The following is a 17,571-nucleotide window of genomic DNA, read 5'->3' on the forward strand; positions in this document are numbered from 1 at the left end:
AATATATCACATTTTGACGAAGTCAAAATATATCATTTCGGCAGAAGGTGCAGACTTCTGCCGAATATTCATAGGCAAATGCCTATGAATGTGCTAATATATTATGGTTGGAGGTGCGTCATGGGAAAGATTGTGGTGGTTGCCGAGAAGCCCAGTGTGGGAAGAGATATTGCACGGGTACTCGGCTGCCGGACAGGCGGTGACGGATGCCTGATCGGGGACCGGTACATCGTTACCTGGGCTGTGGGGCATCTGGTGACACTGGTTGAGCCGAACGAACTGGATCCGAAGTATGAAAAGTGGTCCTTCGCGACGCTGCCCATCCTGCCGGAAACCATTCCCCTGAAAGTGATTTCCACAACCAGGGATCAATTCAGCAGGGTCAAAAAGCTGATTAATGATAAAGAGACAGATTCGCTGATTTGCGCAACAGATGCCGGGCGGGAAGGCGAACTGATTTTCCGGTATATCTATGAAAAAGCCGGCTGTACAAAGCCTTTCCAGCGCCTGTGGATCTCATCGATGACAGATGAAGCCATTACAGAAGGATTCCGGGATATCCGGCCGGGCGCGGACTATGACGGTCTGTATGAGAGTGCCCGGTGCCGGAGCAAAGCGGACTGGCTGGTCGGCATGAACGCCAGCCGGGCCTTTACGCTGAAATACAATACGCTTCTGTCTATCGGCCGGGTACAGACGCCGACGCTGGCGATCCTGGTGAAGCGCCGGAAGGAAATTGAGAACTTCAAGCCGGAAGGTTTCAGTACGCTGACTGCCGATTTCGGCGATTACAGCGGCGTATATTTTTCTGAAAAACTGGATCCGGATACTCACCTGAAGGAAAAAGAAGACGCGGAAAAGATTGCCGCAGAAGTGAAGGATAAGACAGGTACCGTAATCCAGGCGGAAACCATCCGGAAGAAGGAACTTCCGCCGCAACTGTATGACCTGACCAGCCTGCAGCGGGATGCCAACCGTATGCTGGGCTTTACCGCGGATAAAACGCTGAAAACGGCCCAGAGCCTGTATGAGAAACACAAGGCGCTGACTTATCCCCGTACGGACAGCCGTTTCCTTCCGCCGGATATGATCCCGCGGGTGGTGCAGACCATGAAGCTGCTGCCCGAAGCCTACCAGAAGTTTGTGCCGGGTGCGCTGCCCGGTGGAAAACTGCCGGTGAGCAAACGGACCATTGACCAGACGAAGGTAACGGACCATCATGCCATTATTCCCACCGCCAAGCGGTCTGATCCGTCCAAATTCAGCGAAGATGAACGGAAACTGTACGACATGGTGGCACGGCGGCTGCTGGCAGCCTTCTATCCGGCCTGTGACTATGACGCGACGAAGATTGTCACGAAGGTGGAGGAACATCTGTTCCGCACTACCGGCAAAGTGATTGTGAACAACGGATGGCATGACGTGCCGCCGCTGGAGAACCCGCCGAAGGCCAAGAAGAAGACGGCTGAGGAAGGGGAAAGCGAAAATCCGCTGCCGCCCCTGCAGGAAGGGGATACCAGGCCGGTCCGCGGTACGAAGATCAAGGAAGACAAGACAAAACCGCCGGCACCCCATACGGACGCCAGTCTGCTGGCAGCCATGGAAACCGCAGGCAAGGAACTGGATGATGAAGAGCTGGTCCGGCAGATGAAGGGAAGCGGCATTGGTACGCCGGCCACCCGGGCAGCTATCATTGAGCGGCTGCTGAAGGTCGGGTACGCACAGCGGAAGGGTAAAACCCTGCAGGCCACAGACAAGGGCGTTATGCTGATCGACGTGGTCCCGGGTGAGCTTTCCAGTCCGGAACTGACAGGACGCTGGGAACTGGCTCTGCATGATATCACGGACGGAGCGCAGGATCCGCAGCGTTTTATGGACGGAATTGCCCGGATGAGCAGCTTTCTGGTAGACTATGCACGAAATACCGCCGCGGCTGTAAGCTTCCCGGCAGAAGAACGCAAATACGGTAAAGGCGGCGGAAAGAAGAAAATCACGGCGGCTCCGCTGCCCGGAACGGTCTGTCCCGTGTGCGGTAAAGGCGGAGTCCGGGAAAACGGCAGGGCCTTTGGCTGCACCGAGAAGGGCTGCAACTTCACCCTTTGGAAAGACTGTCTGGAAAAGGGCGGCGGGCCTGCGCTGACCGGGAAACTGGTGCAGCTGCTGCTGGAGAAAAAACAACTGCAGGGTTCCACGGGAATCCTGATGATCAAGGAGGGTCATCTGCTGTTCTATCCGAATGGCAGCGAACGGCCTTCCGTGGACCGGCCCATGGTTTATATCAAACAGCGCTGAGAAAGGATGATGCACTATGATGAACGGGTATGACAAGCAGGAGGCACTGGAATTTATCCAGGCCAGAATTCACACAAAGGATCATCCGGAACTGGCGGATTGCCTGCCGGAGCTGATCAGCCAGGCGATCGATGCTGATATGGCGTATATGCATGAGCATCATGTGATCGATGAGAACGGGAACGCCGGTACCGAATACTATGAGGATGACGAAGCCTTCGAGTATATGGTGGAAAAACTGGCAGAGCAGAACAAGCTGGATCCGGTGAAAGCTGTCAAGCTTGCCTCGCTGGTGGATGACTTCATGGATTATCAGCAGGAATATCTCGAATCCAAAGGACTGGTGGACTGGGACGATGAGTAAGAAGATTATGCTGGTTTTCGGCACCCGGCCGGAAGCAATCAAGATGTGTCCCCTGGTCAAGGAACTGAAGACCCGGAAGAGTGTTGAAACCCTGGTGTGCGTCACAGGACAGCACAAGGGCATGCTGCAGCAGGTGCTGGACGCCTTCGACGTGAAGCCGGACTATGACCTGGCAATCATGCAGCAGCGCCAGACCCTGTTTGACATCACCACACGGGTGCTGCAGGGCATGAAGGACGTGCTGGAGAAGGAAAAGCCGGACGCGGTTCTTGTGCATGGAGATACAAGCACCACTTTCGCGGCGGCACTGGCCTGCTTTTATCTGCAGATTCCGGTGGGCCATGTGGAAGCCGGCCTGAGAACCTATAATCTGCTTTCTCCCTATCCGGAGGAGTTTAACCGCCAGTGCGTATCCATCCTGGCGAACTGGAACTTTGCTCCCACACCCCTGAGCCGGGACAACCTGATCAGGGAAGGCAAGAAGCCGGAATCGATCTATGTGACGGGTAATACGGTGATTGACGCGCTGAAGACTACCGTAAGGGAGAACTTCACCCATCCGGACCTGGAATGGGCCGGAGACAGCAGGCTGATCCTGCTGACAGCCCACCGGCGGGAAAACCTGGGAGAGCCCATGCATGCCATGTTCCGTGCCATCCGGCGGGTGATTGAGGAACATGAAGACGTGAAGGCACTGTATCCCATTCATATGAATCCCGTTGTGCGGGAAGCGGCGGACGCGGAATTGAGCGGATGCGAACGGATCCGGCTGACAGAGCCGCTGGAGGTGCTGGATTGCCATAACCTGATGGCACGAAGTTACCTGATCCTGACAGACAGCGGCGGCATCCAGGAGGAAGCGCCGAGCCTGGGCAAACCGGTGCTGGTAATGCGTGACACGACTGAACGGCCGGAAGGTATCCAGGCCGGCACGCTGAAGCTTGTGGGAACGAATGAAGAGACGATTTACCGGGAGTTTACCAGACTCCTGGATGACCGGCAGGCATATGATCAGATGGCACATGCGGAGAACCCCTACGGAGACGGACACGCCTGTGAACGGATTGCGGATATCCTGACCGGCGAACAGTAACGGACGGAGTGAGAGAAGATGGCCCGGGCAGGGATCATAACTTTTCTGCATAACAACAATTACGGTTCCTCGCTGCAGGCTTACGCGCTGCAGCGTGCCCTCCGGGAACTGGGTTGCGAATGCCTGCACCTGGATTATGAACCGGACAGAAAAGAAAAAATATGGAATCTGCTGACCAGCGGCAACGACCTGAAGCTGATCCTGGATGGTATCCGTAAGCGCAGCGTCCGGGCGGATCAGAGCGGTGCACGCCGTAAGAGCGAAGCCATTCCCGCTTTTTACAGGAAAAGAATGCAGCTTTCAGCGCCCTGCCGGAACCGGAAGGATCTGCGGCGGGAAAGCGAAAACTGCGACCTGCTGGTGTGCGGCAGCGACCAGATATGGAATCCGGTCTGGCTGAACCCTGCTTATTTCCTGACTTTTGCGGGGAATGAGAAGAATAAGATTGCCTATGCGGCCAGCCTGGGAATCAGCAGGCTTCCGAAAGCTTCCAAGATCCGGAAAATCAAACGATGGACAAAGAACTTCCGGGCAATTTCGGTCCGGGAACAGGAAGGCGCCGAGCTGCTGGAACAGATGACCGGCCTGAAGGCAGACGTTATGCCGGATCCGGTCTGCCTGCTGACCCGGGACGAATGGAACGGGATCGCGGGAGAAGCTCCGGCAGGAGAACCGTACCTGCTTTGCTACTTTATCGGCGAGAACGCGGACTATTGGAACCGGGTACGTCAGCTGCAGGCAGAGACGGGACTGCGGGTGCTGGTGATGCCGGTTACCGCGGAGAGCTATCGCAGCGGCTATGAACTGCTGGACGGAGCCGGTCCGGAAGAATTCCTGGGCGCGGTCCGGAACGCGGCCTGCTTCTGCACGGACAGTTTCCACGGGCTGGTATTCGGGACGATATTCGGCACACGGACGGAAGTGTGCCGCCGTTACCGGGAAGATGATCCGGAAAGCAAGAACAGCCGGGTGGACCAATTCCTCAGGGTGATCAAGGAAAAGGGAATGGATGAACTGAGGGAAGAGGGAAGAGAATGGCTCAGGAGAGCCATGTGCAAAACGCATAAGGCCTGAAGCCTTATGCGTTTTGCTATGATATATTTGTCTTCGACAAATATGATATATTGAGCCGCGGATATTCCGCGGCTCAATGTGATATATCGGCTTAATGCCGATATGATATATTCGCCCAAAGGGCGAATGTGACAGAGTGTTAAACCAATGACCACAGATATGCTGTGGAGAAAAATCTAAGCATTATCGTTTTTTATTATCTAAGTGACAGAGTGAAGAGTGTAAAGTGAAGAGTGTTTTATCTGTTTCGGAGAAACAGATAAAAGAAAACCCGTCTGTTGCACTACAGACGGGTTAATTGTGATTCTTAAGGGCTCAGGCCTCTTCGTGGACCTTGGGCAGTGCGCGCTGCACATTGCCGCTGCGCAGGCAACGGGTGCACACATTCATCCGCTTAGCGGTGCCATTGACCATCACGCGAACGCTCTGCACATTGGGCGCCCAGATGCGATGGCTCTTGCGGTTGGAATGGCTGACGTTGTTGCCGTTCAGCGTGCCCTTCTCACAAATCTCACAAAACTTACCCATGGAAATCATCCTCCTCGTTGGAGTTACACATCAAGCCTTGCTATGATATCACGCCATGAAACAAAATGCAAGCGGTTTTTTGAATTCTTTCAATTGAATTCTGCTAACCGAAAAGCAATTGTCCCAGCCGGGTGACAGGACTCTGCATGACGCAGCCCATGCGCCGGACAGCCAGAACACGGGAAATCTTGTGCATATGACGGGTGGCCAGATAATCATCGACAACCTTGCGGGCTTCGTCAGGAAGATCCTCTCCGTAAAGTTTTCTGAAAACGGCGGTATGGGTATAGGTGAGCAGGATCCTGCGCCTGGCATCCTGACGGTTGCGCAGGGCGGAGACCCCGCGGGACAGCAGCGATTGTGCGCTGGCACCGATGGCATTATCGCCATGCTGACGGTAACGGGTCAGGGGGCGGTTTACATAGGCAATCCGGCCGAAGGCCGCGGCGGTCAGCGCGATGAACCAGTCATGCATAAACAGATCCTTTGCGACAGCGTGTTCCGAAACAAGCTTCCGCAGAGCGGCATTCATGATCAGGGTGCATCCGGTCACGTTGTTCTGCACCAGCAGCTGCGGCAGCGTGACGGCGGCCGGATCCCATCCCTGATGACGGAAGAAGCTGTCGCCGATTTGTTCGCCGGATTCATTGACCAGGGAACAGTCGGAATGAACCAGCAGGGGAGTGTCAGTCCCGTACTGCGCTTCCAGATCCTGGATGGCCTGCTTCAGTACAGCAATTTTGTTCTCTTCCCAGAAATCATCCTGGTCACAGAGCAGGACATAATCCGCGTCGGACTGACGGAGCAGGGAAAGGAAATTTCCGGCGGCGCCCAGATGACGGCCTTGTTCATTGCCGAAAACAAAACGGTTGTCGTGCTCAGAAACGGCACTGAGCAGGGAAGGCGTTTCATCAGAGGAACCGTCATCCTGCATCAGCACGGTAAAATCCCGGTCTGTCTGGGCGGCAAGCGACTCCAGCAGTACCGGGAGATGATTGCTTCCGTTGTAGGCGGTCAATAATACGGAGGTTTTCACCACGTGATCCCCCATTTCAGGAAATACTTGAACACAGAAACCATCTGACGCATGCGTCCTTTGAAGGTGCGGGTATTTTCACGGGCCCAGCGGTGGGTGACGCACATTTCAGGATGATAAACGATACTGCCAAGGCGTTCTTCCAGAATACGGCGGCTCAGGTCGGAATCCTCCTGGTATAGGAAGAAACGGGGATCGAAACCTTCCAGCTTTTTGAAGATCTCAGTACGGATGAACAGGAAGCAGCCTGTGGCGAATTCTACGGGGACAGGATAGCGGATGTCCATGTCCGCCATGGTGAAGTCCGCGCGCCAGCGGCGGAAGAGTTTGCCATAGTTTTCAAGCAGGCCGCCCAGAAGGTAATGGACGGAAATCCGCTTTTTCGGAAGATACTGCTCGGAGCCGTCTTCATTCAGCACGCGGGGCGTCAGGATCGCGATGTTGGGATGGGCTTCCATGTACATAATCATCCGGCTGAGCAGGGAAGGCTCGAAGGTAACGTCCGGGTTCATGATCAGATGGTATTTGCTCTGGAGATGGGGAAGCACCGCGTTGTTGGCACGACCGAAGCCAATGTTTGACTTCTGGGGGAGAACGGTCACACCCGGGAACAGCCATTCGGCTTTTTCGGCGGTGGGATCATCCGGTGTGTTATCCGCCAGGTAGACGTCCACATCCACATCGGCGTTCTGAATACATCTCAGGGCGTGGGTCAGCTCATCGCCACAATGGTAAAGCACCAGGCAGGCAGAAAGAATCGAAGCCATCTGAAAAGCCTCCGGAATTCATCGTTTTCAATACCTGTATTTTACAGGTTACGGAAAGATTTGTCCATAACGGGACAGGCATAAACAGCAAACCGCACCTGATTGTCATGCTCCGATAACTTATGGTAGAATACCGGAGCGGGATCAAGGATTAAAAGAGTACGGAGTGAAACGATCATGAAACTGATATCCTGGAATGTGAATGGACTGCGCGCTGTGATGGGCAAGGGCTTTATGGAAACTTTTGCCGCACTGGACGCCGATATTTTCTGCCTGCAGGAAACCAAGCTGCAGGAAGGCCAGATCGATATGGATCTTCCCGGCTATCATCAGTACTGGAATTACGCGGAGAAAAAGGGCTATTCCGGTACCGCTGTTTTTACCCGGCAGGAGCCGCTGTCTGTCCGCTACGGAATCGGGACGGACGCTTTTGATCATGAAGGCCGGGTCATCACCCTGGAGTTTCCCGGGTTCTATTTCCTGACAGTTTATACGCCTAACTCCCAGGACGGACTCGCAAGACTGCCGTACCGGATGGAGTGGGAGGACGCGTTCCTTGCCTATATCCAAAAACTGGACAGTGAGAAGCCGGTGATCTTCTGCGGCGACCTGAATGTGGCACACCAGGAGATAGACCTGAAGAATCCGAAGAGCAACCAGCATAACGCGGGTTTCACCCAGGAGGAACGGGACAAGATGACCCACCTTCTGAGCAGCGGGTTTGTGGATACTTTCCGCTGGTTCCATCCGGACGCAAGGGATGAATACAGCTGGTGGAGCTATCGCTTCCATGCCCGGGAAAAGAACGCTGGGTGGCGTATAGACTATTTCATTGTTTCAGATCGTCTGAAAGACCGGCTGGAGAGCGCCGGTATTCATCAGGAGGTTTTCGGATCAGATCACTGTCCGGTGGAGCTGATGCTCCGGAATGACTGAGGTCTGGTTATTTCAGCTGACAGATGATATACTGACAGAACCGGCGGCCTGACGCCGGGATACTGTATGAGACTGCTGCTGCTTTCCCGGAATGGAAGAAAGCGGCTTTAAGGAAGAAGGTTTTTTTCTGAGTAAATTTGCTGTTTTTGTTGACCTGGAGAACTGCGGCGCGAAGGTTGCTACCCTTCGGAGCATTCTTGAAAAAGTTAAGATCCGCGGCGACATCCTGCTGGGAAAGGTTTACGGCTATACGGATAAATTCGGCGACCTGAAGGAAGTGCTGCTGAGCAATACATTCACGGTTGTGCCGAGCCTGCGCTATGGAATCAGCCAGAAGAACAACGCGGATATCCAGCTGGTGATTGACGCGCTTGAGGTGGCCTATAAGAACGAACTCATCGACAGCTTCTGCATTGTGTCCGGTGACAGCGACTATACCCCGCTGGTCGGAAAGCTGAAGAGCATGGGTAAGTTTGTGCTGGGCATCAGCCGCAGTGAGGCTGCCAGCAACATCTTTATCAACGCGTGCAATGAATTCCAGTTCCTGGAATCTGTCGGCAAGCGCAACGTGGAGAAGCCGAAGCGCCAGAAGGCCAGCGTCTCCACAGAGGAAGCGGCGGATGAGAGCGAGCTGAATAAGCTGCTGACCACCGTGCTGGAAGAACAGGATCAGGATGAAATCTATGCCAGCGAACTGAAGGAAACCCTGCTGCGACTGCGCCCGGACTTCAATGAAAAGGCTTATGGCTGTGCCACCTTCTTCAAGCTGCTGACAAAGCTGGCAAACCGATTCGGCGACCTGCGGGTACATAATGACAACTTCAACGTCATGGTCGGCCTGAACAGCGCCAGTGACAACGGAGAAACCATTCCGCAGCTGACCCGCGAAAACTGGAAGGAAGCTTTTGCCGCCCAGATTCGTGCTTATAAAGAGGGAGGATTTGACAGAGTCAATCCTTCCATCCTGAAGGCGGACATCATTACGGCTTATCCGGACTTTACCGAGCGGGCGATCGGATTCAAGCGTTTTTCTGACGTGATGAAGCAGCTGGAGAAAGACGGCCTGGTCATTGTGGAAATGGACGAACAGAAAACCATGCTGATCAAACTGCTCTGATACCGGTATCAACAGATGAAACCTTCATGAAAGGAGAACAGCCATGAAATATCTTCGTCGGATCGTATGGTTTTTTGCGAACCGGCTGCTGGTTCTCTGCCTGATTCTGGGATTGATCATGACAGTATTCTATTACACGATGAATCTCAGCAATATTCAGATTGTTCTGAAGGACGGCATGGCAAACCGGGCAAAGTACATCATGGGGATGGAAAACAACCGGAAAGAACTGGATAAGTATTTCCAGACAGGCTGCCTGGAAAACGACAATGCTGTGAGAGCTGCGGATGAAGGGAATTCCCCCTATGAGAATTACAACGTACGCGGTATTGACCACCGCCTGGAAATGGGATTTATGTGGGTCTGGCCCTGGGAAAATTCCGTGAGGCTTACCATTAAGGAAAAGATTCCGCGGATCGACGGCCGGGTCAAGGGCAGCAAGGCAGATGAAGTGATCGCAAAAGAGGGAAACGAAGCCCTCTATCCGCCTGCATGGCAGGACGCGGAATACCGGGCATACCTGACCCGGGAGAACGGCCAGTGGAAGATCAAAACACTGACTTCAGCCAGATAACAGAGCACCAAAAACTTTTTCAGAAAAAAATGAGAAAAAGTGCTTGACAAATGGCTTGCTCTTTGTTATTCTATCCAAGCTCGCTTGCGAGAGATCGCAAAGGAAAAGAGCGAAGCGAACCTTGAAAACGATACAGAGATAATAAACGCGCAATAAGGAAAAGACAGCGAAGATTCCAAAGAGTTTAGCATCGAAAGATGTTTAAGGATTAAACGGAAGAGTTTGATCCTGGCTCAGGACGAACGCTGGCGGCGTGCCTAACACATGCAAGTCGAGCGGGGACATTGCGACGGATTTGAAGACTTCGGTTGAATTTGAAGATGTAATGTTCTAGCGGCGGACGGGTGAGTAACGCGTGAGCAACCTGTCCCTTACAGGGGGATAACACAGCGAAAGTTGTACTAATACCGCATAAGACCACAGAGTGACATCACTTAGGGGTCAAAGGAGCAATCCGGTAAGGGGTGGGCTCGCGTCCGATTAGATAGTTGGTGAGGTAATGGCCCACCAAGTCGACGATCGGTAGCCGACCTGAGAGGGTGATCGGCCACATTGGGACTGAGACACGGCCCAAACTCCTACGGGAGGCAGCAGTGGGGAATATTGGGCAATGGGGGAAACCCTGACCCAGCAACGCCGCGTGAGGGAAGAAGGTTTTCGGATCGTAAACCTCTGTCCTTGGTGAAGAGAAAGAGACGGTAGCCAAGGAGGAAGCCCCGGCTAACTACGTGCCAGCAGCCGCGGTAATACGTAGGGGGCGAGCGTTGTCCGGAATGATTGGGCGTAAAGGGCGCGTAGGCGGCCCGGTAAGTCTGGAGTGAAAGTCCTGCTTTTAAGGTGGGAATTGCTTTGGATACTGTCGGGCTTGAGTGCAGGAGAGGTAAGTGGAATTCCCAGTGTAGCGGTGAAATGCGTAGAGATTGGGAGGAACACCAGTGGCGAAGGCGACTTACTGGACTGTAACTGACGCTGAGGCGCGAAAGTGTGGGGAGCAAACAGGATTAGATACCCTGGTAGTCCACACTGTAAACGATGAATGCTAGGTGTAGGGGGTATCGACCCCTTCTGTGCCGCAGTTAACACAATAAGCATTCCGCCTGGGGGGTACGGCCGCAAGGTTGAAACTCAAAGGAATTGACGGGGGCCCGCACAAGCAGCGGAGCATGTGGTTTAATTCGACGCAACGCGAAGAACCTTACCAGGTCTTGACATCCAGTAAAACTTGTAGAGATACATCGTGAGCTTGCTCATACTGAGACAGGTGGTGCATGGTTGTCGTCAGCTCGTGTCGTGAGATGTTGGGTTAAGTCCCGCAACGAGCGCAACCCTTATTTTCAGTTACTAACAGGTAAAGCTGAGGACTCTGAAGAGACTGCCGGGGACAACTCGGAGGAAGGTGGGGACGACGTCAAATCATCATGCCCCTTATGACCTGGGCTACACACGTGCTACAATGGCCACCACAGAGAGGAGCGAACCCGTAAGGGAGAGCGGATCTCAAAAAAGTGGTCCCAGTTCGGATTGTGGGCTGCAACCCGCCCACATGAAGTCGGAGTTGCTAGTAATCGCGGATCAGCATGCCGCGGTGAATACGTTCCCGGGCCTTGTACACACCGCCCGTCACACCATGGGAGTTGGGAGTGCCCAAAGTCGGTGAGGTAACCGCAAGGAGCCAGCCGCCTAAGGCAAGACCAATGACTGGGGTGAAGTCGTAACAAGGTAGCCGTATCGGAAGGTGCGGCTGGATCACCTCCTTTCTAGGGAGAAAGCAGAAGCCGAAAGGTGGACGCCGAAACCGAGGTCGATCGACTGGTTAATACCGGTCGTCATTAAAAAGCTTCAAAGAAGCAAAACGGAACGTCAACGAACGTTCGAAAAAGAATTGAGCTGTTCCTTACAGCGCGCGAAACTCTGTATCGTCTTCAAGGCTCGCGAAGCTCCGAGCTTAAATGAATAGTGCCGATTATGTGGGGGTTTAGCTCAGCTGGGAGAGCGCCTGCCTTGCAAGCAGGAGGTCAGCGGTTCGATCCCGCTAATCTCCACTCACATGGGTCGCTAGCTCAGTCGGTTAGAGCACCCGCCTGATAAGCGGGAGGTCGGTGGTTCGAGTCCACTGCGACCCACACTCTTTCTCAATTTGAGAAGAGGCACGCGCACCTTGACAACTGCACAGCAAAGAAACAAGATTCAGGAAAGACCAGTTAAAGGTAAAACAATTTTACTAAATTGGTCTCAGGATCAAGAACGACGAGAAATCAAGCTACAAAGAGCACAGGGTGGATGCCCTGGCACCATACGCCGACGAAGGACGTGGCAAGCTGCGATAAGCTACGGGGAGCCGCAAGCAGGCACCGATCCGTAGACATCCGAATGGGGAAACCCGGCAGGTGAAGAACCTGTCACCGTAAGATGAATCCATAGTCTTACAGGAGGGCACGCGGGGAACTGAAACATCTAAGTACCCGCAGGAAGAGAAATTAATTTAAAGATTTCCTAAGTAGCGGCGAGCGAACGGGAAAGAGGCCAAACCGGGGGGCATGCTCCCCGGGGTTGTGGGTCAGTAACGTGTATGGAAGACTTTAGCCGAAGAGAGATGGAAAGCTCAGCCAAAGAGGGTAACAGCCCCGTAAGCGAAAGAGTCAACCAGCTAACTGATACCAGAGTACCGCAGGGCACGTGAAACCCGGCGGGAAGCAGGGTGGACCACCATCCAAGCCTAAATACGATATGGTGACCGATAGCGCATAGTACCGTGAGGGAAAGGTGAAAAGAACCCCGGGAGGGGAGTGAAAGAGAACCTGAAACCCTGTGTTTACAAGCAGAGAAAGTACATGCCATGTACGATCTCGTACTTTTTGTAGAACGGACCGGCGAGTTACGTTATGCAGCGAGGTTAAGGACTGAAGGTCCGGAGCCGAAGCGAAAGCGAGTTTGAATAGGGCGATAGTTGCATGACGTAGACCCGAAACCGGGTGACCTATCCATGGCCAGGTTGAAGTGGGAGTAAAATCCCATGGAGGACCGAACCAGACGTCTGTTGAAAAAGGCGGGGATGAGCTGTGGATAGGGGAGAAATTCCAATCGAACCCGGAGATAGCTGGTTCTCCTCGAAATAGCTTTAGGGCTAGCCTCATGGATAATTGATGGGGGTAGAGCACTGAATGGGCGCGGGGGACTCAAATCCTACCAAACTCTATCAAACTGCGAATACCATACAATGCAAACCATGGGAGTCAGTCCGCGAGAGATAAGTTCCGCGGGCAAAAGGGGAACACCCCAGATCAACCGCTAAGGTCCCAAAGTACACGTTAAGTGGAGAAGGATGTGGAATTGCACAGACAACCAGGATGTTGGCTCAGAAGCAGCCACACATTTAAAGAGTGCGTAATAGCTCACTGGTCGAGTGGTTGTGCGCCGAAAATGTCCGGGGCTAAAACGTGACACCGAAGCGATGGATGCGCGCAAGCGCGTGGTAGAGGAGCGTTCTGTGGGGGCTGAAGCCGTATCGAGAGGCACGGTGGACCGCACAGAAGAGAGAATGCCGGTATGAGTAGCGAGAGCGAAGCGAGAAACTTCGCCGTCGAAAGCCCAAGGTTTCCTGGGGAAGGTTCATCCACCCAGGGTAAGTCGGGGCCTAAGCCGAGGACGGAAGTCGTAGGCGATGGACAGCAGGTGTATATTCCTGCACTACCGAAGAATGAAGCAGTGACACAGAAGGATAGTCTGAGCGGGGTGATGGTCAACTCCGTACAAGCACTGAGGTTGGAACGTAGTGAAGTACGCGTTCCTCTAAGCTGAGGTGTGACGTGGACCGAAATCAAGTAGGGAAGCAGATGAGTTCACGCTGGCGAGAAAAGCTGCTAGTATATCTGAAGGTACCCGTACCGGAAACCGACGCAGGTGGGCGAGGAGAGAATCCTGAGACGAACGGGAGAACCCTTGTTAAGGAACTCGGCAAAATGACCCCGTAACTTCGGGATAAGGGGTGCCTCGAGAGAGGCCGCAGAGAATAGGCTCAAGCGACTGTTTAGCAAAAACACAGGTATCTGCGAAAGCGAGAGCTGACGTATAGGTGCTGACACCTGCCCGGTGCTGGAAGGTTAAGGGAACATGTTAGAGCAATCGAAGCATCGAACCGAAGCCCCAGTAAACGGCGGCCGTAACTATAACGGTCCTAAGGTAGCGAAATTCCTTGTCGGGTAAGTTCCGACCCGCACGAATGGTGTAACGATTTGAGCGCTGTCTCAACAGGGGGCCCGGTGAAATTGAAGTATGGGTGAAGATGCCCATTACCCGCGACTGGACGGAAAGACCCCGTAGAGCTTTACTGTAGCCTGATATTGGATTTCGGTAACGGATGCACAGGATAGGTGGGAGGCTTGGAAGTTAGGACTTCGGTCTTAGCGGAGCCGCTGTTGGGATACCACTCTTCTGTTACTGGAATTCTAACATGGACCCGTAAACCGGGTAATGGACAGTGTCAGGTGGACAGTTTGACTGGGGCGGTCGCCTCCGAAAGAGTAACGGAGGCGCCCAAAGGTACCCTCAGAATGGATGGAAATCATTCGAAGAGTGCAAAGGCAGAAGGGTGCCTGACTGCGAGAGTGACAATTCGAGCAGAGACGAAAGTCGGGCTTAGTGATCCGGCGGTATTGAGTGGAAAAGCCGTCGCTTAACGGATAAAAGCTACCTCGGGGATAACAGGCTGATCTCCCCCAAGAGTCCACATCGACGGGGAGGTTTGGCACCTCGATGTCGGCTCGTCGCATCCTGGGGCTGAAGCAGGTCCCAAGGGTTTGGCTGTTCGCCAATTAAAGCGGCACGCGAGCTGGGTTCAGAACGTCGTGAGACAGTTCGGTCCCTATCCATCGTGGGCGTAGGAGTCATGAGAGGAGCTGTTCCTAGTACGAGAGGACCGGAATGGACGCATCACTGGTGCAACTGTTGTCGTGCCAACGGCATAGCAGGGAAGCGAAATGCGGACGGGATAAACGCTGAAGGCATCTAAGCGTGAAGCCCACCTCAAGATAAAGACTCCCATTGCGCAAGCAAGTAAGACCCCTGGAGGACTACCAGGTAGATAGGTCATCGGTGGAAGTGCGGTAACGCATGGAGCTTGATGATACTAATAGGTCGAGGGCTTGATTTCATGATTGGTCCAGAGACCAATTAAGGTAACAGAAAACTAACAGGTCAGATTTTCCTGAATATTGTAGCTGTGCAGTTGTCAGTGTGCGCAAGGACACTGAACCATTTCCGGTGGTAATGACGAAGAGGTCCCACCTGTTCCCATACCGAACACAGAAGTTAAGCTCTTCAGTGCCGATGGTACTTGGCTGGTAACGGCCCGGGAGAGTAGGTCGCCGCCGGATTCCACAGAAAACCGCTTGTTGATACAAGCGGTTTTTTCTTTACCTTATTTGTGAGATTCAGAGAAATAAGAAAGGCCGTTACCAGGATATTGCTCGCTTTGATAAGACCAAATACCTTTTTTCTTCTTGCATGATATGCAGAGTCAAAAGGCATTTGGTCTTTTTGAGTTCAACTCTTCGAGTTTCACTCACGGATCCCTTGCAGGGATCCAAGCGAGCTGGGGGCTTGGTCGGTCTTTGGGAACGGGTGAGAGGGGAGAAGAAGAGGTCCCCCCGCAACCTCAATCGTCGCAGAGGGCATCGCGGGGGCGCTTCAGCCCTCTGCTCGTTTCGGTTGACTCGCTCAGGGCGCTTTTGCCTTACGGCAAATGACCCACTGGGTCACCGCTTCCTTCGCTCCCCTGTTCCATACCGAACACAGAGCTCTGATGCTTATAGGCATCAGAGCAAAGATACTTTACTTATACCGATGACAAGTACATTGATAAACGGAACATAAAAAGGGAACGGCCTCTTGTCTATCGTCACTCATGATCCGGGATTTGCTGTCAAGCCCATGAAATGGCGTTAGCGAAGGCTTGACAGGAAATACGGATCATGATTCAAAAATCAGGAGGCCGTTCCGTTAAGTTTTCATATAATATATGAACGTGATTATTTTATTACATAAGGCAGGAGAGGCCGAAGAGGAGCTGGGCGGCGTAGTAGGTGATCATGATGAGCCAGTCGACAGAACGGCCGGCGGTGAAAAGGAGGCGGGCGAGGATCATCACGTCGCTGATGAAGAAGAGCGCGCCGCCGATGGCGATCAGCTGTCCCTGGAGAGTATTAATGGTGAAACAGGCGATTGCACAGGCTGACGCGAGACAGAGAATGGTGGCATAGACCGCGATGAGGGGCATGGTTTTGCCGATGGGCTTCCGCCAGCGCCAGAGGAGGAAAACCATGATTCCCAGCAGGCAGAGGGCTGCAATCAGGTGGAAGCCTGCAACCGGGCAGAGCCGGGTAAAGAAACCGATATAGCAGATATGCCCGGCAATGAAGAAGCCGGCGCCGATATACATGTTGAATTCCAGAATCCAGTCTGCTATTGCATGAAATAACAGGGCTGCAAAGCAGATCCAGTACTGCGGATCCAGACGAATGGCGGCAGTCAACGCAAGACTTGCCGCACAGAGGGTTCCAAGGGATTTAAAAGCAGCCGCAAGCTTCATGTGCAGCGCTTTTTTGTAATACAGAAAGAAGGGAAGGCAGACAAAGATGGACAGAGCGCATACAGCGTACATCCACAGCATGGATTATTCCTCCGTTGACTCCTGAGATTCTTCCGGGATCCAGGGCATGAGGAAGATCGTGATATACATATTCTTCTTGGTATAGGCGTAGCCATAGGAGAAGATGTTGGTTTCCTCACGGTCACGTTCTTCCTGTGGAACAAGGGACATATCCTTGGGTTTCTGCTTTTTGTCGGAAGCCTTATTCAGATCGTAATCGCGGACATACATTTTTACGGTATGTCCTTTAACATTGCCTTCGATGGTGGTGATCCGGTAAATGCCGTCGGAAAGCTTCTCCACATCGTAAACAAGGCCTACGTGATAAAAAGGCGTGGAACCGCCGGAGCCTTCATTGCCGTAGACGGCGATATAGCCCTTCTGGGGTACGCGGGTAATCCGGTTCAGCTTGGCATATCCTTCATAAAGCTTACCGACACCGGCTTCCTTTACGTGGAACAGACCTTCGACTTCACCGTCTTCAATCTTGTTCTTTTCCTCCATAGGGATGCCGGCTTCCAGCATGCACCAGGTAACGAAACCGCCGCACCACTCAAATTTGTAGTCGTTCCGCCATTTGGTGTATTTGTTCTTTTCCTTCAGGTTTTTACCGTCGGTTTCAATCAGCTGCTCATAGGCAATGTCCAGCATGTTCTGGATTTCAGCCGGGATATCCTGGACAACTTCCGTGGTGATCTCCCGGGCTGTGTATTCCGTGGCTTTCTTTTTCGCAGCCAGGGAAGTGGAGCAGCAGAGGATCAAAACAAGCATAAGCGCCAGGGCGCGTTTTATCTTTATCATTGGTCGTTCATTCCTTTCACAGGGGATCAGAGGCCCAGTACATTATACTCTTCTTCCGGAGGATTGTCAGTCCCCGGAACCGTGTTTTCGACCGAAAAACCTGCCCAGGGATCAGGCGTGCTTTCCGGGTACGGAGAGCTTTCCGGTGAGACAGAAGGATCCGGAGACGCGGACAGGCCGGGAACAGGAAGGGAGAGGGAAGAGAGCGAGATCCCGGTGGTTTTCAGAATGTGTCCCGTGCACAGCACAAATGTCAACAGAAAAGCGCAGACAATCAGCAGTGTGAGCAGGCGGAAACGGGAACGCATCTGTTTCATACAATAGTCCTTTCAGTTCAGGGAAA

At 53.2% G+C, this 17,571-nt stretch carries 13 protein-coding genes, 2 tRNA genes and 3 rRNA genes; 12 read left to right on the top strand and 6 right to left on the bottom strand.

What is annotated here, in order from left to right; all coding sequences use genetic code 11:
- Positions 1 to 120: 120 nt before the first annotated feature.
- From JRC49_14070 to JRC49_14085, 4 genes are read left to right on the top strand one after another with little or no spacing between them, the layout of a single operon-like run.
- Positions 121 to 2,292, top strand: a complete 2,172-nt coding sequence (locus JRC49_14070) for a DNA topoisomerase III (protein ID QTE70899.1) — start codon at positions 121 to 123, stop codon at positions 2,290 to 2,292.
- 16 nt (positions 2,293 to 2,308) lie between these two features.
- The gene (locus JRC49_14075; GenBank protein QTE70900.1) at positions 2,309 to 2,656 is read left to right on the top strand and encodes a hypothetical protein; all 348 of its coding nucleotides are present in this window, start codon (positions 2,309 to 2,311) and stop codon (positions 2,654 to 2,656) included.
- The gene (gene wecB, locus JRC49_14080) at positions 2,649 to 3,749 is read left to right on the top strand and encodes a UDP-N-acetylglucosamine 2-epimerase (non-hydrolyzing) (GenBank protein ID QTE70901.1); all 1,101 of its coding nucleotides are present in this window, start codon (positions 2,649 to 2,651) and stop codon (positions 3,747 to 3,749) included. The genes JRC49_14075 and wecB overlap by 8 nt, the downstream gene beginning before the upstream one ends.
- Before the next feature lie 18 nt (positions 3,750 to 3,767).
- On the top strand, positions 3,768 to 4,823 hold the full coding sequence (locus tag JRC49_14085; protein ID QTE70902.1) for a polysaccharide pyruvyl transferase family protein: 1,056 nt from the start codon (positions 3,768 to 3,770) through the stop codon (positions 4,821 to 4,823).
- 315 nt (positions 4,824 to 5,138) lie between these two features.
- On the opposite strand, the gene JRC49_14090 is transcribed toward JRC49_14085, so the two are convergent.
- From JRC49_14090 to JRC49_14100, 3 genes are all read right to left on the bottom strand, one after another.
- On the bottom strand, positions 5,139 to 5,351 hold the full coding sequence (locus JRC49_14090; protein ID QTE70903.1) for a 50S ribosomal protein L28: 213 nt from the start codon (positions 5,349 to 5,351) through the stop codon (positions 5,139 to 5,141).
- Between the two features lie 103 nt (positions 5,352 to 5,454).
- Entirely contained in the window at positions 5,455 to 6,402 is a 948-nt protein-coding gene (locus tag JRC49_14095; GenBank protein QTE70904.1) for a glycosyltransferase family 2 protein, read from the bottom strand.
- Complete coding sequence (locus JRC49_14100; protein ID QTE70905.1) at positions 6,384 to 7,154, bottom strand: glycosyltransferase family 2 protein; 771 nt, start codon at positions 7,152 to 7,154, stop codon at positions 6,384 to 6,386. Before JRC49_14100 ends, JRC49_14095 begins: the two co-directional genes overlap by 19 nt.
- 174 nt (positions 7,155 to 7,328) lie before the next feature.
- On the opposite strand from JRC49_14100, the gene xth reads away from it, so the two are divergent.
- The 8 genes from xth (at position 7,329) to rrf (ending at position 15,153) form a co-directional block, all read left to right on the top strand.
- A complete protein-coding gene (gene xth, locus JRC49_14105; GenBank protein QTE72891.1) occupies positions 7,329 to 8,090 on the top strand; it encodes an exodeoxyribonuclease III in 762 nt (253 codons plus the stop codon).
- A 91-nt stretch (positions 8,091 to 8,181) separates the two neighbouring features.
- Positions 8,182 to 9,207, top strand: a complete 1,026-nt coding sequence (locus JRC49_14110) for an NYN domain-containing protein (protein QTE70906.1) — start codon at positions 8,182 to 8,184, stop codon at positions 9,205 to 9,207.
- Between the two features lie 43 nt (positions 9,208 to 9,250).
- Entirely contained in the window at positions 9,251 to 9,781 is a 531-nt protein-coding gene (locus JRC49_14115) for a hypothetical protein (protein ID QTE70907.1), read from the top strand.
- A 210-nt stretch (positions 9,782 to 9,991) separates the two neighbouring features.
- Positions 9,992 to 11,538, top strand: a 16S ribosomal RNA gene (locus JRC49_14120).
- Positions 11,539 to 11,750: 212 nt separating this feature from the next.
- Positions 11,751 to 11,823 (top strand) — tRNA-Ala (locus tag JRC49_14125).
- A 7-nt stretch (positions 11,824 to 11,830) separates the two neighbouring features.
- Positions 11,831 to 11,904 (top strand) — tRNA-Ile (locus JRC49_14130).
- A gap of 130 nt (positions 11,905 to 12,034) precedes the next feature.
- A 23S ribosomal RNA gene (locus JRC49_14135) occupies positions 12,035 to 14,930 on the top strand.
- A 106-nt stretch (positions 14,931 to 15,036) separates the two neighbouring features.
- Positions 15,037 to 15,153, top strand: a 5S ribosomal RNA gene (rrf, locus tag JRC49_14140).
- The 16S, 23S and 5S rRNA genes sit together here with 2 tRNA genes alongside, the layout of an rRNA operon.
- A 662-nt stretch (positions 15,154 to 15,815) precedes the next feature.
- On the opposite strand, the gene JRC49_14145 is transcribed toward rrf, so the two are convergent.
- Genes JRC49_14145 through JRC49_14155 form a run of 3 tightly spaced genes read right to left on the bottom strand, consistent with a single transcriptional unit; the run spans position 15,816 to position 17,545 of the window.
- The gene (locus JRC49_14145) at positions 15,816 to 16,448 is read right to left on the bottom strand and encodes a lysoplasmalogenase (GenBank protein QTE70908.1); all 633 of its coding nucleotides are present in this window, start codon (positions 16,446 to 16,448) and stop codon (positions 15,816 to 15,818) included.
- A gap of 3 nt (positions 16,449 to 16,451) precedes the next feature.
- Positions 16,452 to 17,228, bottom strand: coding sequence for a CHAP domain-containing protein (locus tag JRC49_14150; GenBank protein ID QTE70909.1), 777 nt, complete (start codon positions 17,226 to 17,228; stop codon positions 16,452 to 16,454).
- Between the two features lie 26 nt (positions 17,229 to 17,254).
- Entirely contained in the window at positions 17,255 to 17,545 is a 291-nt protein-coding gene (locus JRC49_14155) for a hypothetical protein (protein ID QTE70910.1), read from the bottom strand.
- Positions 17,546 to 17,571 lie beyond the last annotated feature (26 nt).

The sequence above is a fragment of the Clostridiales bacterium FE2011 genome, assembly GCA_017569305.1.
In the GTDB taxonomy this organism is placed as follows: domain Bacteria; phylum Bacillota; class Clostridia; order Christensenellales; family Aristaeellaceae; genus Aristaeella.

Bases quoted from the DNA above. Each gene is read 5' to 3' on its own strand.
- JRC49_14070 (QTE70899.1), top strand. From the start codon at position 121: ATGGGAAAGATTGTGGTGGTTGCCGAGAAGCCCAGTGTGGGAAGAGAT.
- JRC49_14075 (QTE70900.1), top strand. From the start codon at position 2,309: ATGATGAACGGGTATGACAAGCAGGAGGCACTGGAATTTATCCAGGCC.
- wecB (QTE70901.1), top strand. From the start codon at position 2,649: ATGAGTAAGAAGATTATGCTGGTTTTCGGCACCCGGCCGGAAGCAATC.
- JRC49_14085 (QTE70902.1), top strand. From the start codon at position 3,768: ATGGCCCGGGCAGGGATCATAACTTTTCTGCATAACAACAATTACGGT.
- JRC49_14090 (QTE70903.1), bottom strand. From the start codon at position 5,351: ATGGGTAAGTTTTGTGAGATTTGTGAGAAGGGCACGCTGAACGGCAAC.
- JRC49_14095 (QTE70904.1), bottom strand. From the start codon at position 6,402: ATGGGGGATCACGTGGTGAAAACCTCCGTATTATTGACCGCCTACAAC.
- JRC49_14100 (QTE70905.1), bottom strand. From the start codon at position 7,154: ATGGCTTCGATTCTTTCTGCCTGCCTGGTGCTTTACCATTGTGGCGAT.
- JRC49_14110 (QTE70906.1), top strand. From the start codon at position 8,182: ATGGAAGAAAGCGGCTTTAAGGAAGAAGGTTTTTTTCTGAGTAAATTT.
- JRC49_14115 (QTE70907.1), top strand. From the start codon at position 9,251: ATGAAATATCTTCGTCGGATCGTATGGTTTTTTGCGAACCGGCTGCTG.
- JRC49_14145 (QTE70908.1), bottom strand. From the start codon at position 16,448: ATGCTGTGGATGTACGCTGTATGCGCTCTGTCCATCTTTGTCTGCCTT.
- JRC49_14150 (QTE70909.1), bottom strand. From the start codon at position 17,228: ATGATAAAGATAAAACGCGCCCTGGCGCTTATGCTTGTTTTGATCCTC.
- JRC49_14155 (QTE70910.1), bottom strand. From the start codon at position 17,545: ATGAAACAGATGCGTTCCCGTTTCCGCCTGCTCACACTGCTGATTGTC.